Here is a 13,909-nt window from a genome sequence, read left to right on the forward strand (position 1 = left end):
TGCGCGGCAACGGCTTCGCGCGCCCTGATGAAAGGCCAATCCATGTCTGCCCCCAAGCCCCTCTGGACGACATTCCTCCGCTTCCTCGCACCCTTGATGCTGAGCAACGCGCTGCAATCGCTGTTCGGCACCGTCAGCAACGTCTATCTCGGCCAGATGATCGGCATTGATGCGCTCGCAGCTGCCTCGGCGTTCTTCCCGGTGATGTTCTTCCTGTTCGCCTTCGTCATGGGGCTGAGCACCGGCGCGACCGTGCTGATCGGCCAGGCCTTTGGCGCGGGCGAGCACGGCCGGATCAAGAGCGTCGTCGGCACGACGCTCGCGATCGGCCTTCTGCTTTCAATCTCAGTGGCGCTGATCGGCGGGCTCCTCAGCCGTCAGCTGATGATGGCGCTCGCCACGCCCGCGGACATTCTCGACCAAGCCAGCGCGTATGCGCAGATCATGCTGCTGACGATGCCGCTCGGCTTCGTCTTCCTGCTGATGACGGCGATGATCCGCGGGGTCGGCGATGCGCTGACGCCGCTGCTGGCGCTGGCGTTGTCGACCGCGATCGGCCTGATCCTGACACCGTTGTTGATCCGTGGGTCGTTCGGACTGCCGGCGGCCGGCATCACCAGCCCGGCGTGGGCGGCGGCGATATCGAACGCGCTCACGCTGATCGTGCTGGCGTTCTATCTGCTGCGAAAGAAACACGCGCTCGCGCCGGACGCGGCGCTGCTGCGTCACCTGCGACTCAACCGCGCCATGCTCGGAAAGATTCTCGGCATCGGATTGCCGAGCGCCGTCGGCATGGTGGTGATGGCGATCGCAGAGCTGGTCTTGCTCGGCCTCGTCAACGGGTTTGGATCGGACGCCACTGCGGCCTATGGCGCCGTCAACCAGGTGATGGGCTACACGCAGTTCACGGCGATGTCGATTTCGATCGCGGTCTCGATCCTCGGCGCGCAGGCTGTCGGCAGCGGCGACAGGGCCCGGCTCGACGGCATTGTGCGGACCGGGCTCGCTTTCAACCTCGTTTTGACCGGCGGGCTCGTGGCGCTGATCTATCTCGCGCCGCGCGCGATCCTCGGCATCTTCATCACCGATGCCGCCGTGGTCGATCTGGCAAAAGGCCTGCTCGACATCGCCCTGTGGAGCTCGGTGCCGTTTGGCCTCGCCACAGTGTTCTCAGGTGCCATGCGCGCGGCCGGCGTCGCATTGATGCCCATGCTGCTCTCGATCTTCGCGATCCTCGCGATCGAGCTGCCGGCCGCGGTGATCCTGAGCCACACGATCGGCCTTGCGGGCGTGTGGGCCGCCTATCCCATCGTGTTCTGCGCCATGTTTGTTTTGCAGATGGGCTATTACCTCCTGGTCTGGCGCAAGCGGGCGATCCGGCGGCTGGTCTGATTCCCAAAGTATTATGCTCATCATTAAACGGTAGACCCGCAGGGCACGCTGCGCCACAATGCGGGAAAAGCCAGATCAAAAAAGTTAGGTCACGGAGAACGATTTGCCCCGCACAGCCCCGCAGTTCCTGTTCGATTTCGGCAGCCCGAATGCCTATCTCAGCCACCTCGCGATCCCCGCGATCGAGCAGCGCATCGGCGTCAAGTTCGAATACGTCCCGATTCTGCTCGGAGGCATCTTCAAGTCGACCAACAACAAGTCGCCCGCCGAGACGCTCGCGGGCATCAAGAACAAGCGTGAATTCCAGCAGGTCGAGACCGAGCGCTTCATCAAGCGCTTCCATGTCCAGCCCTATGTCTGGAATCCGCATTTCCCCGTCAACACGCTGAATCTGATGCGCACGGCGATCGCCGCGCAGCTCGAGGGCGTGTTCGAAAAATACGTCGAGGCGGCCTTCCACCACATGTGGCGCGAGCCGAAGAAGATGGACGATCCCGAGATTGCGGCGAAGGCGCTGGCGTCCTCCGGCCTCGATGCCCAGAAGCTGTTTGCCCGTGCCGGAGAGCCCGAGGTGAAGGGCAGGCTGATCAAGAACACCGAGGAAGCGGTCGCCCGGGGCGCGTTCGGCTCGCCGACCTTCTTCGTCGGCAACGAGATGTTCTTCGGCAAGGAGCAGTTGCGCGAGGTCGAGGAGATGGTGCTCGGGACCTAGCCGCTCATTCTCCGGCGACAGAATGTGATCGCCGCAACATTCTGGACTGCTTCGCTTCGCTCGCAATGACGATTATAAGTGGCCGCCAACAGCAATAATCAAGAGCAACAATGGAGTATCCCATGCGTATCCTCGTGGTCGGCGCCGGCGCCATTGGCGGCTATTTTGGCGGCAGGCTGTTGCAGGCCGGCCGCGACGTCACCTTCCTGGTCCGGCCGCGCCGCGCCGGTGAGCTCGCAAGCGCCGGCCTCGTCATCAAGAGCCCGAATGGCGACGTGACCTTGAAGAATCCGCCGACCGTGCAGGCCGACGCGCTCAAGGACAAGTTCGACGTCGTGCTCTTGAGCTGCAAGGCGTTCGATCTCGACGACGCCATCAAATCGTTTGCGCCAGCGGTCGGACCTGACACGGCGATCATCCCGATGCTCAACGGCATGAAGCATCTCGATATCCTCGATGCCAAATTCGGCAAGGAGCGCGTGCTCGGCGGCCTCTGCGCCATCGCGGCGACCCTGAACGAGAAGCGCGAGGTGGTGCAGCTCCAACCGATGCAGTCGCTGAACTACGGCGAGCGCGACGGAAAGCTGTCAGATCGCGTCAAGGCGATCGACGAGGCCTTCAAGAGCGGCATCACCGGCGCCGCCGCCAGCCAGAACATCATGCAGGACATGTGGGAGAAGTGGGTGTTCCTGTCCTCGCTTGCGGCCTCCACCAGCCTGATGCGCACCTCTGTCGGCAACATCCTCGCCGCGCCCGGCGGTCGCGATTTCCTGCTCGGCATGCTGGACGAGACCACCGCCGTCGCCACCGCGTCGGGCTATACGCCGGGCGGGCCGTTCTTCGAGCGGGTGAAGGGCAACCTCACCGCCGAGGGCTCGCCGATGACGGCCTCGATGTTCCGCGACATCAAGGCGGGGCTGCCGGTCGAAGCCGATCACGTCATCGGAGATCTCATCGCGCGCGCCGATGCCGCCAAGGTGCCGGTGCCCAAGCTGCGCATCGCCTACACGCATTTGAAGGCCTATGAGAAGCAGCGGGCGGGGTAGGTCGCAGGCACACACTCCGCTGTCGTCCCGGGGCGCGCTAAGCGCGAACCCGGGACCCACCAGACGGAGCAGTGTGACGCGACCCTCCCACTCCGAGTCTTCGCAAAAACAGCATCCTGTGGTGGGTCCCGGCTCTGCGCTTCGCTTGTCCGGGACGACAGCGGAGCTTGCGGCAACGGCTCCGCACTATTTCAAATGCGCCAGGTAGTGCGAGACGGCGGTGATTTCCTCATCGCTCATGTGATAGGCCACATCGGCCATCGCGGCGACGCCGCCGCCGACGCGCTGGCCAGCTTTGTAGTCGCGCAACGCCTTGACCAGATATTCCTCGCGCTGGCCAGCCAGTCGCGCCACTCCCTTGGTCCCGGCGAAGCTGTCCGTATGGCATGAGGCGCAGCGGCGGCCGGCGGAAACTTGCGCGCCTTTCTTCGACAGGTCCGGATCGCTGTCCTCCGGTCCCTTCGGCGGCGTCAGCTGCGAGAAATAGGCGCCGAGATTGCGGATGTCCTCATTGGTGATCTCCTCGACGATCGGCTGCATCTGATCGCTCTTGCGCGAGCCCGCGCGGAAGAACACGAGCTGCCACTGGATGAACTGATCAGGCTGGCCGGCCAGCGAGGGGATGTTCTCGGTCTGCGAAATGCCGTTCGCGCCGTGACAGCCGGAGCAGACGGCTGCCTTCTCCTTGATCGCAGCGTTGTCCGCAGCCTGAGCCGGGACGAATGCGAGCGCTGCAAGCGAAAGCGCACCGATGGCGTACGAAGAAAACTGGCGGCGCATCGTGGGAATTCCGATCTATCTAGCTCATTCCAGGGCGTGCGAAGCACGAGCTAAGATGCGCAATTGCGCAGCTGAGACTCCATAACCCCGATTCGTGGTTATGGGTTCCGGACTTGCGCTGGCGCGCAATCCGGAACGACAGCGTGGCTTTGAAATGAAAGAGACTGCGGCACCTTCCGGCCACCGCAGCCTCGTATCGTACCCGTGCTACTTCTTGCTGTAGCTGATGCGGTAGATCGCGCCGGCCCAGTCGTCCGCGACGAGGATCGAACCATCCTTGTCGAGCAGGATGTCATTGGGACGGCCGAGATAGCCCTGGTCACCCTCGAGCCAGCCGGAGGCGAAGATCTCCTGCTTGGGATTCTTGCCGTCGGGCCCGACGATTACGCGCACGATGCGCGCGCCCTGGTACTTGTGACGATTCCAGGAACCGTGCTCGGCGATCAGGATGTTGTTCTTGTAATCGGCGGGGAATTGATTGCCGGTGTAGAACTTCATGCCGAGCGGAGCAACATGCGCGCCGAGATTCAGCACCGGCGGCGTGAACTCGGAGCATTTGTGGCCCATGGCGAACTTGTCGTCCGGCAGGTTGCCCTGGTGGCAATAGGGATAGCCGAAATGCTCGCCGATCCGGTTGATCATGTTCAGCTTGTCCGAGGGCAGATCATCGCTGATCCAGTCGCGGGCATTCTCGGTGAACCAGAGCTTGCCGGTGCGCGGATCGACGTCGCCACCGACCGAGTTGCGGACGCCCAGCGCCCAGATTTCGGCGTTGCCGGTCTTGGGATCGACACGCCGGATCTGCGACACGCTGGTCGGTGGGATGCCGACGTTGAAGGGAGGTCCGAACGGCAGGAAGAACCAGCCTTCCTTGTCGACCGCGATGTATTTCCAGCCATGCGCGGCATAGGACGGCATGTCGTCATAGACGACCTTGCCGTCGCCGAGCTTGTCGAGATTGGCCTCCGCATTGTCGTAGCGGATCAGCTTGTCGACGGCGATGACGTAGAGCGCGCCGTCCTTGAAGGCGAGACCGGTGGGCATGTTCAGGCCCTTAAGGACGGTCTTGACCTCCTTCTTCCCGTTGTTGTCCTTGATGGCATAGACGTTGCCGAGGCCGAACGAGCCCACGAACAGCGTGCCGTTGTCACCCCAGGCCATCTGCCGCGCGGCCAGCACGCCGGAGGCGTAGACCTCGATCTTGAAGCCTGCCGGCAGCTTGATCTTCTTGACGATGTTGGCGAGCTCGGCATCGGACGCGCCGGTCGGCGGTCCCGAGGGCGGCGCGAGACCCTTCTGCGCCTCGGTCTCGTCGCCGAGGAACCAGTCATCGGGCGGATGGGTCCAGAACTCCTTGGTGCCGGATTCGTATTTCTTCAGCGCCCGGTTCTTGTCCTGCTGCTGCGCATTGCCAGCGCTGGTCCCCGCGAGAAAGGCAACCGCTGCAAGCGCCAGAACGGATTGAAAGACGGATCGATGGAATTTCATCGCGTCACTCCCCTAAGGCAGCCGTCAGGGCTGCGCATTATTTTATTTTGCTAGTCGAGAGGCGAAGTTTTAAGTCCGTCGGCACGACAGACGCAAAAAGGTTAGCACATCTGCGACCGGTGAGAAGCGCGCCGCGTGCGCCGCCGTTGCGCTCCGGAAAAATTGAGACGGAATGTCAACGGACGAACGCCGCGACACCGCTCTCGCTGCAGCGCGGAATCAATTGGCGCGCGGATCGTTCGCAGCCGGCGGGAGGGGGTGGACCTACAAAAACGCGAAAACAACCCCATGCACAGTAGAACGGCTCAAGCGGCTTGCTCCCGGCGAGACCAGACAGACATCTGACGGGTCGAGCAAAACAGCAAATCCGGCGCCTAAGAGGCGACCGGGTAGGGTCCGTCGTCGAACACCGCGTCATGATAGCCCTTCGAGCCGATCTCACGCGCCAGCGGGCTACGGAAATCGCGCTCCGTGCGCAGGCTGTGCAACACATGCGCGAAGTCGAATTCCGGCCGCCAGCCCAGCTCGCGCCGCGCGCGTTCGTTGACATAGACACGGTCGATCTCGGGGAGGAGGTTCCAGCCCCGCGCCGCGTAAAGCTGCGCGCAATCCGGGTAGAGCTCGCGCACGACACCGGCCGCATCGCGCGCAAGCGCGGCGAGATGGCGCAGCTCGAACGGGCTGGTGGCGGAGACGATGTAGCGGGCGAAGCCGATCTTCGGGGCGCGTTCGGCGGCGAGCAGATGCGCACTCACGGCGTCCGCGATATCCAGCCGGCGATAGAGCAGCTCGTTGGCCTGCGCGTTCTCCAGCATGTAAGCCGAGCGCCTCGCCGGATCGTCATCGTCTTCCGGAAAGAAGCGCGAGGTCCGCAAGACGACGACCGGCAGGGCGCGCTCGCGATAGAACAGCTCGCACAGGGTCTCCGCCATCAGTTTTGTGGTGCCGTAGATGTTCTTCGGCACCGGCGGCAGATCCTCGGTGACCCACACGGCGGCCTGCCCGGCCCCGGAGCGGAGCTGCGAGCCGAACGCGCTGGTGGTGCTGGTGAAGACGAAGCTGCGCACGCCCGCGCTCGCTGCCGCCTCGAGCAGGTTAAGCGTGCCGGTGACGTTGCTGTCGACAAAATCCTGCTTGCCGTGGGTTGCCACATGCGGCTTGTGCAGCGTCGCGTTGTGGATGACGGCGGTGACGCCGTCCATCTGGCTGCGCACGAAGCCGGGATCGACGATTGAGCCGACCGCGTCGGTGAAGGGCGAGGGCTTCAGGTCGATCCCGCGCGCTGGGGAACCGCGCCCGCGCAGGGTGCGGAGGATGGCTTCGCCGAGATGGCCGGCACTGCCGGTGACCAGAATTGTCATGTGATCCCAACTGCCCCGATCTGAACGGCGGAAGGACGTTCCGCTGAGGAATTCTGGCGAGGCGCGCTGCCAGCCACCCCTGCGGACGGAACAAAGAGGAAACCAATCGATTGCCAAGCCCGTTCAGTCGATCCTATATTGACCAGGCAATCAGATAGTGACGCAGATGAATATCCCCGTCCTGGTTATGGCAACCGTGAATGCGCCGTATCGCAAGAGGCTGAGCGTGCAGGAGCTTGTTCATTGCCTGCTGGACCACTCTTCCGCGAAGGCCGCCTGCGGTCCGATGTCATCGTTTTTTGGGGATGTCCACCCCGACTTGCAAGTCGCCTTCGCTGAGATGCATGGCATCAGCCACGAGCAATTGGTTGCCGCGGCGAAGGCGTTTGCAGAGTTTTCGGGACAAACCTATCCGCTTGCGGCGTAGCCGGTGAGCGCTCAATCAGATTGGGCGCAACTGTTTCGCATTGCCGTCGCGATGATTCAGCAGGTGAACGCCGAACAAGAAATCATCGATCGTTGGACGTTCGGCGGCGGCACGGCGATGATGCTGCAAATCGATCATCGGATAAGCCACGATGTCGATATCTTTCTCCCGGATCCTCAAGTTCTTCCGTTCCTGGATCCACAGAAGCATGACTTCGATTTCGAGGTCAGACCTACTGACTACAGGGGAGACGGCGCACGCCTCCTGAAGCTTGGCTTCGAATTTGGCGAGATCGATTTCATCGTCGCACCGTCGCTGACATCTCACCGACAACGCGAGCAACAGTTGAAGGCGAAGCGGTGCTGCTGGAGACGATCCCAGAGATCATTGCAAAGAAAATCCATTACCGGGGCAAGAGCATTGCCCCGCGCGACATATTTGACATCGCAGCTGGCAGCGACAAACACGCGGAATCGGTTATCAGGGAGTTGGCCGGCTATCGCGACAGCGTCTCAAATACGCTGGCCACAATCGAAAACCTGAAGCCTGATTTCGTGAGTGCGGCGATCAATCAACTCTCGATCAAAGATCCATATAGGCTGACCGCGGATGTAGCGCTGGAAAGGACCAAAGAGCTGCTGCGCGCTGTATAGCTGGGGTCGGCCACCCTGAATTCCGGATTGGCGCCCAATCCAGCCTTGGGACCTGGAGCAGCCCTCACAGCCTGGGACAAAACAGTGCGTCGACTCGCCCCGACGGGAATAGCCCATTCCTTTCGGATGCTTTGGGAAAAATTGGAGCGGGCGAAGGGGCTCGAACCCTCGACCCCGACCTTGGCAAGGTCGTGCTCTACCACTGAGCTACACCCGCATCCTGTGTCGGTCGCGTGACGCGCCGGCAACGGCTGTCGTATGCCAAAAGCGGGAGGGGAATGCAACAGCTACCGGCGATCTAGATTCGGTTCTTGGGGCCCCATATGGAGCCTGAATGCGGCCAAATGGCCCGAAACTGCCCCGGAACTGGCGAATCGGCCTCGGTGGATTGAAATTCGGCCGTCCCGGCCCAATTTAGGAGCCGACAGCGAAGCATATGAAATGGCAACGTGCTAAAGACCCGCCATTCCGGACATAGACGAGGGGATCCCCGTGACGATCATCGACCAGGGTAACGGAGCGGCGGGCCCGGCTGCGGCCGATCTGATCAAGGACACGACCACCCAGACCTTCGTGAAGGACGTCATCGAGGAATCGAAGCGCCAGCCGGTGCTGATCGATTTCTGGGCGGAGTGGTGCGGACCCTGCAAGCAGCTTACCCCTCTGCTCGAAAAGGCGGTCAAGGCGGCCAAGGGCAAGGTCAAGCTGGTCAAGATGAACATCGACCAGCACCCGGCGATCCCGGGCCAGATGGGCATCCAGTCGATCCCGGCCGTGATCGCCTTCGTCAACGGCCAGCCGGCCGACGGCTTCATGGGCGCAGTGCCCGAGAGCCAGCTCAACGCTTTCATCGAAAAGCTGACCAAGGGCGTGACAGCGCCGGGCGAGCCCAATATCGCCGAGATCCTGCAGGAGGCTGAGGCCGTGCTCGCCGAGGGCGACCCGGCCGCAGCAGCGCAGATCTACGCCGAGGTGCTCCAGCATGATGCCACCAACATCGCGGCGCTCGCGGGCCTCGCAAAATGCTATGCCGTCTCCGGCGCGATGGAGCAGGCCAAGCAGACGCTCGCCATGGTGCCGGAATCCAAGCGCAGCGACCCCGCGGTGAAGGCCGTGCAGACCGCGATCGATCTCGCCGAGCAGGCGCAATCGCTCGGACCGGTCGCCGAGCTGGAACAGAAAGTCGCCGCAAACCCGCTCGATCATCAGGCCCGATTCGACCTCGCGACCGCGCTGAACGCGCAAGGCAATCGTGCGGCCGCTACCGAGCAGCTGCTCGCGATCGTCAAGCGCGACCGCAAATGGAACGACGACGGCGCCCGCAAGCAGCTGGTGCAGTTCTTCGAAGCCTGGGGCGGCACGGATGATGCAACCGTCGAGGGGCGCAAGCGCTTGTCGACGATCCTGTTTTCGTAGGCGCGGTTGACCAAGTCAGCGGGGACCGGGACCAGATGCCGATCAACATCGAATATCGCGGACCCGCCGACCTCCCGGAGATCATTCCGGTGTTTCCGCTGCCGGGCGCGCTGCTGCTGCCCCGCGGCCAGATGCCGCTCAATATCTTCGAGCCGCGCTACCTGTCGATGGTCGATGATTCCTTCCGCGACGGCCATCGCCTGATCGGCATGATCCAGCCTGATGTCGCGCACTCGCCGAAAAATTCCGACAAGCCAACGTTGTTCCGCGTCGGCTGCGTCGGCCGCATCACCCAGCTCGCCGAATCCGGCGATGGCCGCTACATCCTCGAGCTCACCGGCGTCTCGCGCTTCAAGGTGGTCGAGGAGCTCGAGGTGCTCACCGCCTACCGGCAATGCAAGGTGGATTTCTTCGCCTTCGTCGACGACTTCACCGCGCGCATGGGCGAGGACGAGGTCGACCGCGAGGCGCTGCTGGCCGTGCTGGCGGACTTCCTGAAGGCCAACAATCTCAAGGTTGACTGGGAAGGCGTTGAAAGCGCGCCCAACGAAGCACTCGTCAACGCGCTGGCGATGATGTCGCCCTATGGCCCCGCGGAGAAGCAGGCCATGCTGGAAGCGCCCGACTTGAAAACCCGCGCCGAGATTCTGATCGCGGTCACGGAGATGGACCTCGCCAAGAAGCGCACCAGCGGCGATCCTCCGCTGCAGTGAGGATGCGGGTACTCACGCAGCGCAGACGGCTGCCTGGCTACCTCGCCTCAGCATTTTCGCAATGTTGGATGCAGGCATCGGCCGACCGAAATAGTAGCCTTGCGTTTCGACGCACCCCTCTTCACGGAGGACGTCCAGCTGCTCCTTCGTTTCGACGCCTTCGGCGGTGGTCGTCTTGCCGAGGCTGACTGCGAAGCGAACGACGGCTCGCGCGAGATGGTGCGCGTCCGCCCTTGCGCTGGACAGTTCGTTGACGAAGCTGCGGTCGACCTTGATCTTGTCGAACGGAAATCTTTGCAGAAAGCTCAGCGACGAATAGCCGGTGCCGAAGTCGTCCAGGGCGATTCGCACGCCGAGCTCGCGCAGTTGACCAAGTGCTGCGAATACGGCTTCGCTGTCATGCATGATCACCGTCTCGGTGACCTCGAGCTCGAGCCGGTGTGGCGCAATTCCCGAACTCGCCAGTGCATCGACAATGACCGGAACGAGCTCCTTGCTCCTGAATTGAGCGGGAGACAGGTTGATCGCGATCCTGAGATGGGCAGGCCATTTGGCGGCTTCCGCACACGCCGTCCTCAAGATCCATTCTCCCAGCGGCACGATCAAGCCGGCCTCCTCGGCGAGCGGAATGAATTCGCCGGGCAAGACCAGACCACGCCTCGGGTGATGCCAGCGCAGCAGGGCTTCGAAGCCGCGGATCTCGCCGGTCGCGGTATTGACGAATGGCTGGTAGTGCAGCTCGAATTCGCGGCCAGCAAGCGCATCCCGCATGTCGCGCTCCAAGTTGCGTCGCGCATGCATGAGCTGGTCGAGTTCCGGCTCGAAGAAGCGGAATGCGCCACGTCCACCACTCTTGGCCGAGTAGAGGGCGAGATCGGCGCTCTTCATCAGCACGTCGGAATCACTGCCATCGCGCGGCGCGATGGCGATGCCGATGCTGGTGCCCACCGTGACCCGGTGATCGCCGAGATCAAAGGGTTCGCAAAGCGCCTTTCTGATGTTCTCGGCAAGGGTGGCGGCCTCGACGGCCGGGTTGGTCACGTAGTCGATCACCGCGAACTCGTCGCCGCCCAGTCGCGCGATCAGCGCGGTTTCCGTGGTGCATTCGCGCAGACGCGCAGAAACGGCGCGCAGCAAGGAATCGCCCGCCGGATGTCCGAGCGTGTCGTTGACTTCCTTGAAGCGATCGAGGTCGAGCATGAGCACGGCCAGATCGACGCCGCCGCCACGCGTAACCGCAATGGCGTGCTCCATCCGCTCCCTGAGCAGCACGCGATTTGGCAGATCGGTCAACGCATCGTGTTGCGCCATATGAGCGATCCTGGCCTCGGACCGGCGTTGCTCGGTGACATCAAGATGCGTGGCCACCCACCCGCCGCCGGCCATTGGCTGTCGCGTCACGCAGATCAACCGACCATCCGCGAACTCGTCGATTCTGCTCGAGACTGCATCGAACGGCAACGCTGCCAATTTCGACAGGAACTGCTCGGCTGCGCCCTCGCTGGTGTCGCTCTTGAGAATGCCGGTCACGACTCGATGCCTGATGATGTCGGCGTGCGGGGTCCCCGTTGTCAGCAGTTCCGGCGGCAACCGATAGAGCCGGGCATAGCGCTCGTTGCAGACCACAAGTCGCTTCTCCGCATCGAACATGCAGAGAGCCTCGACCATGTTGTTGATGGCCGTATCCAGCCTGAGCTTCTGGTCCTGCAGTTCGTTCTGCGAGCCTTCGAGCTGCTGCCGGGCGACCGAAAGCTGGTTGATGATCTCCTCGAACCTGGCGGTCCGGGTCGCCAGGCGACGATCGGCCAGCACGCCGATCAGGCTCATTCCCAGCACGGACAGCGCCACGCCGGCGATAGCAAGCGCGAGGAAGGCCGGAGAAAGCGAAAGGCTATCCGTCATCGCTCGCGTTGGATCTGGCGTGATCTGCACCGCCCCCATGGCGGTAAAATGATGCGATACGATGGCGAGTGTCAGCAGGACTGCCGCCGCAAGCGTGCCCCGGTAGCCCTGGTACCTGAGCGCGACAGCTAGCGCGGCGCAGCCGAGACACATGCCTAGAATGATCGAGACGAACACGAGGTCCACCGACCAGGCGACTCGACCCGGCACTTCAAGTGCCCACATTCCGAGATAGTGCATGCTGGCAATGCCACCGCCGATGATGATGCCCCCTGCCATCGCGCGCCACAGGCCGGAGGTGCCGACTGCAACGCCGAAACCGACCGAGGTCAGGAGCATTGCCGCAGCGAGAGAAAACGCGGTCGGCACGATGCCGTAGCCCGTTGGAACGCCCGGCTCGTAGGCGAGCATCGCGACGAAATGCGTTGCCCAGATGCCGTATCCGATGGCCGCGCCGGCAATCGTGATCCAGATCCACCGCCTTCTTGCGCGCGTCGCGATCGCACGATGAAAGATGCTGACCGCGACAATACTTGCAGCGAAGCAGACCAGACCAGCGAGTACAACGAGCCGCCAATCGTGCTCGACCGCAAGGCAGGAGAAAACGCGGAACATTCAGCAGCGCTCCATCGTCGATTGTTATCGATGGTGGATCGGCTAGACGCCATTCACGTTAATTTTGTGCCGTGCATGATTGCATGCTTACCGGCATGTTAACGGTACTCGTACAACTTGATCCGACGAACGGCCCGAGGCCATGCGGCGACCGTGCCCGAGCGGGGTGCAGGACGCGTGCAACGATCGGCAACGATATTTAGGAATGGCCGCGGATGCGCTTGCGCCCGGTGATCATCGCGCGGACCAGGCTCTCGCGTTGGAGTAGCCCCATCAGCACCACACCGAGCACGTGCAGCACGACCAGGACGATGACCGCGTCCGATGAATAATGGTGAGTGTCCTCGACCCACCAGACGCCGAAGAAGGTGGTGGTGACCGACATCGCGCCCGTAATCGTCGAGACGGCGAGCGAGGCCAGCAGCGCGACCAGCATCAGGGTGCCGGCGGGATTGAGCCCGATATAGCGGCCGGTGATGCCGCGGCGCAGATTCCAGAGATAGCTTGGCGCCGCCCGAAGCCTCACTCTGATCATGCGGAAGCGCGAATAGCGACTTCCCCAAAACCCCCAGGCCAGGCGAAAGGCGAGAAGTCCGAGCACCGCATAGCCGATGATGCGGTGAGTCCGGTCGTAAACGGTCGGCGTGAACCACGCGGCCAGAACGCTCGCCGCGAGAGCCCAGTGCCAGAGGCGCAGCGGGAGGTCCCAGACCGCGACCGTCCGCGAAGCGGTTCGATCCGCGGGGGTCCGGTCGGACACCCCGCGCGCTTTTGGCATCGCTTCTTCGATCAAGCGAAGACCATCCTCAAGCCTTGCTTTGCGCGGATCAACTCGCGCAGTTTACTTCGCGGTTTACTTGGCGATCGTGTGCTTCAGGCTGAGATCTTCAGGGCTGTAGAACAGCTCGTAAAGCTTGCCTTCCTTGACGCCGTAGACCTCATAGCAGGAGCCTTCGATCTTGGAGCGCCGCACCTCGTAGCCGAGCGCCTTGGCCTTGGCTTCGGCCTCGCTGGCCGGCTTCCATGACGCCTTGTCGAGCTTGGTGCAGTCCTTGAATCCGTCGGCCATAGCCGCCGACCCCATGCCCATTCCAACCGTCAGTGCAATGGCAACAACACGAATGACCTTCACGAACGTCTCCTCCTCTGTCGTGCGCGCTACGCGAGCCGCGAAGCCGGACTGAAGGAAGCAAAGGTGATGGTGAAGTCAATCCGGTACGGGGCCAATTGGATTTAGAGTTGTTCTAACGACCGCCAAAAGATCAGCGCTGTCCGCACGCAGCCCGCCTTCGCAGGGGCGCTGCGGCCTTACGCCTCACGGCTGGGATGAACCGACTTTGTCAATTGCGCTAGGCCGCACTTCGCATTCCCGGCCTCCGGTGACGAGTGTCAGTGGATGCCTTT

At 62.8% G+C, this 13,909-nt stretch carries 14 protein-coding genes and 1 tRNA gene; 7 read left to right on the forward strand and 8 right to left on the reverse strand.

The annotated features are described in order from the left end of the window. The first annotated feature begins 42 nt into the window (after nt 1-42). From GGD67_RS09885 to panE, 3 genes are all read left to right on the forward strand, one after another. On the forward strand, nt 43-1,392 hold the full coding sequence (locus tag GGD67_RS09885) for an MATE family efflux transporter (protein ID WP_179732434.1): 1,350 nt from the start codon (nt 43-45) through the stop codon (nt 1,390-1,392). Nucleotides 1,393-1,495: 103 nt separating this feature from the next. Further along, complete coding sequence (locus tag GGD67_RS09890; protein ID WP_179732436.1) at nt 1,496-2,104, forward strand: 2-hydroxychromene-2-carboxylate isomerase; 609 nt, start codon at nt 1,496-1,498, stop codon at nt 2,102-2,104. A gap of 122 nt (nt 2,105-2,226) precedes the next feature. After that, a complete protein-coding gene (gene panE, locus GGD67_RS09895; protein ID WP_179732438.1) occupies nt 2,227-3,150 on the forward strand; it encodes a 2-dehydropantoate 2-reductase in 924 nt (307 codons plus the stop codon). A 186-nt stretch (nt 3,151-3,336) separates the two neighbouring features. Here the strand turns inward: panE and GGD67_RS09900 are convergent, their stop codons facing one another. The 3 genes from GGD67_RS09900 to GGD67_RS09910 all read right to left on the reverse strand — a co-directional run bounded on the left by GGD67_RS09900 (nt 3,337) and on the right by GGD67_RS09910 (nt 6,779). Beyond that, the gene (locus GGD67_RS09900; RefSeq protein WP_179732441.1) at nt 3,337-3,930 is read right to left on the reverse strand and encodes a cytochrome c; all 594 of its coding nucleotides are present in this window, start codon (nt 3,928-3,930) and stop codon (nt 3,337-3,339) included. 207 nt (nt 3,931-4,137) lie between these two features. Next, a complete protein-coding gene (locus tag GGD67_RS09905; RefSeq protein ID WP_179732443.1) occupies nt 4,138-5,418 on the reverse strand; it encodes a sorbosone dehydrogenase family protein in 1,281 nt (426 codons plus the stop codon). A gap of 374 nt (nt 5,419-5,792) precedes the next feature. Beyond that, nucleotides 5,793-6,779 (reverse strand): NAD(P)-dependent oxidoreductase, encoded by a 987-nt coding sequence (locus tag GGD67_RS09910; protein ID WP_179732445.1) that lies wholly within the window; start codon nt 6,777-6,779, stop codon nt 5,793-5,795. A gap of 166 nt (nt 6,780-6,945) precedes the next feature. Between GGD67_RS09910 and GGD67_RS09915 the strand changes: the two genes are divergently transcribed. Further along, nucleotides 6,946-7,206 (forward strand): hypothetical protein, encoded by a 261-nt coding sequence (locus GGD67_RS09915; protein WP_018323579.1) that lies wholly within the window; start codon nt 6,946-6,948, stop codon nt 7,204-7,206. A 15-nt stretch (nt 7,207-7,221) separates the two neighbouring features. Here the strand turns inward: GGD67_RS09915 and GGD67_RS39185 are convergent, their stop codons facing one another. Beyond that, nucleotides 7,222-7,416 (reverse strand): hypothetical protein, encoded by a 195-nt coding sequence (locus GGD67_RS39185; protein ID WP_246784287.1) that lies wholly within the window; start codon nt 7,414-7,416, stop codon nt 7,222-7,224. Here GGD67_RS39185 and GGD67_RS09920 point away from each other — a divergent pair. Continuing rightward, nucleotides 7,327-7,749 (forward strand): hypothetical protein, encoded by a 423-nt coding sequence (locus tag GGD67_RS09920; RefSeq protein WP_246784284.1) that lies wholly within the window; start codon nt 7,327-7,329, stop codon nt 7,747-7,749. The two genes, GGD67_RS39185 and GGD67_RS09920, sit on opposite strands and share 90 nt — an antisense overlap. A 252-nt stretch (nt 7,750-8,001) precedes the next feature. Here GGD67_RS09920 and GGD67_RS09925 read toward each other — a convergent pair. Continuing rightward, nucleotides 8,002-8,076 (reverse strand) — tRNA-Gly (locus GGD67_RS09925). A 275-nt stretch (nt 8,077-8,351) separates the two neighbouring features. On the opposite strand from GGD67_RS09925, the gene trxA reads away from it, so the two are divergent. After that, nucleotides 8,352-9,275, forward strand: a complete 924-nt coding sequence (gene trxA / locus GGD67_RS09930) for a thioredoxin (RefSeq protein ID WP_018323575.1) — start codon at nt 8,352-8,354, stop codon at nt 9,273-9,275. 35 nt (nt 9,276-9,310) lie between these two features. Continuing rightward, a complete protein-coding gene (locus tag GGD67_RS09935) occupies nt 9,311-9,988 on the forward strand; it encodes an LON peptidase substrate-binding domain-containing protein (RefSeq protein WP_018323574.1) in 678 nt (225 codons plus the stop codon). Between the two features lie 12 nt (nt 9,989-10,000). Here GGD67_RS09935 and GGD67_RS09940 read toward each other — a convergent pair whose 3' ends face one another. The 3 genes from GGD67_RS09940 to GGD67_RS09950 form a co-directional block, all read right to left on the reverse strand. Beyond that, the gene (locus tag GGD67_RS09940; RefSeq protein WP_179732447.1) at nt 10,001-12,505 is read right to left on the reverse strand and encodes an EAL domain-containing protein; all 2,505 of its coding nucleotides are present in this window, start codon (nt 12,503-12,505) and stop codon (nt 10,001-10,003) included. Between the two features lie 199 nt (nt 12,506-12,704). Further along, on the reverse strand, nt 12,705-13,283 hold the full coding sequence (locus tag GGD67_RS09945; protein WP_049815150.1) for a cytochrome b/b6 domain-containing protein: 579 nt from the start codon (nt 13,281-13,283) through the stop codon (nt 12,705-12,707). Between the two features lie 75 nt (nt 13,284-13,358). Further along, nucleotides 13,359-13,637, reverse strand: a complete 279-nt coding sequence (locus tag GGD67_RS09950) for a PepSY domain-containing protein (protein ID WP_018323571.1) — start codon at nt 13,635-13,637, stop codon at nt 13,359-13,361. Nucleotides 13,638-13,909 lie beyond the last annotated feature (272 nt).

Source organism: Bradyrhizobium sp. IAR9, from assembly GCF_013408065.1.
GTDB lineage: Bacteria > Pseudomonadota > Alphaproteobacteria > Rhizobiales > Xanthobacteraceae > Bradyrhizobium.